The sequence below is a fragment of the Muricoccus pecuniae genome (genome assembly GCF_014199205.1).
Lineage (GTDB): Bacteria > Pseudomonadota > Alphaproteobacteria > Acetobacterales > Acetobacteraceae > Roseomonas > Roseomonas pecuniae.
The window spans coordinates 1-1,095 of record NZ_JACIJD010000092.1 but is presented as its reverse complement, the minus strand read 5'-3'; the positions used below and the strand labels follow the sequence as shown (position 1 = coordinate 1,095).

Here is a 1,095-nt window from a genome sequence, read left to right as displayed (position 1 = left end):
CTACGAGCGCCGGGCCGACCTCCACCTCGCCCTGACAACCCTCGCCTGCGCCGTCATCTGCCTCCGACAGCTCAGGAGGTTTTGTCCTTAGCTTTAAACCAGTTGTCTGTCCAACGCGGGGGTTGCCCGCGGCGAACTGTGCAGGATTGATGAGGGGTGGGCCGACGCCCAGCTTCAGCACAGGAGGTGGTCCATGGGAGAGTGTATCACCTTTGTCGGACTGGTTGTGCAAAGGCGACGGTCGCGCTCTGCGTGGCCGGGACCCGCCGGGACGGCGAGGTCCCGAACGCGCCGGCAGCGCTCGAGAAACTGGTAGCGCTTCTCGGACGGCGTGGCCGACCGCCCCGCTTTATCTACGAAGCCGGGCCGTGCGGGTGCGACTGGGTCAACCGGCAGCTACGCTGCCGCGGGCACGAATGCGTCGCGCTGGCGCCGGACCTCATCCCACGCAGGCCGGACGAGCGGATCAAGACGGACCGGCGGGACGCGACGGCGTTGGCCCGGCTACACAGGGCGGGCCAGCCGACGCTGGTCTGAGTGCCGAAGTCGGATAACAAACTCATGCGCGACCCAAGCACGGCCGGAACCGACGTGCTTCGGGCTATTTCAGCTTCGGCGGCCTGCTCGCACTGGTTCAAGATCCGCGTGGGCGTCCTCCCCTATCAGCCGGGGGTGCTGCCTTTGCGAAAACCGCATGGGTCGCCGGGGGTCTGCATGAGGGCGCTCTGTGAAGATCGGGCGATACCTGAGCGTCACCTTGATCTGCCCGACAGAGCCCGATCGACCACGAAGGGTCTTGGCAAGTCTTGGAACCGCGCGCTGCTTAGCACGGTCCTAGCGCAGCAGCGGCAAAGCGGTTATACATTAAGAGTTTAGATGTGCGATCCTTCAACTGAAAATCGCAGTGTCGGTGGTTCGATTCCGCCCCTGGGAACCACTTCTTTTGTGTAGATCAGTAGCTTAGTAGAGCGCCCCTTCGGCGTTTGAGGGCGAAGTGTGCTAGTGTCCTGATTCCGTAGTTCCTCCGATCTGCTGAGTTTGGAGGCAGAAGCGCTGGATGGCGGCGAGGATATCGTCGGCGGACTTGGTCCAGCG

At 63.6% G+C, this 1,095-nt stretch carries 1 pseudogene; it reads left to right on the top strand.

Annotation, left to right across the window (positions count from 1 at the left end):
- A pseudogene (locus FHS87_RS23330) lies at nucleotides 1-91 on the top strand (IS5/IS1182 family transposase); the annotation flags it as partial.
- Nucleotides 92-1,095: the final 1,004 nt, after the last annotated feature.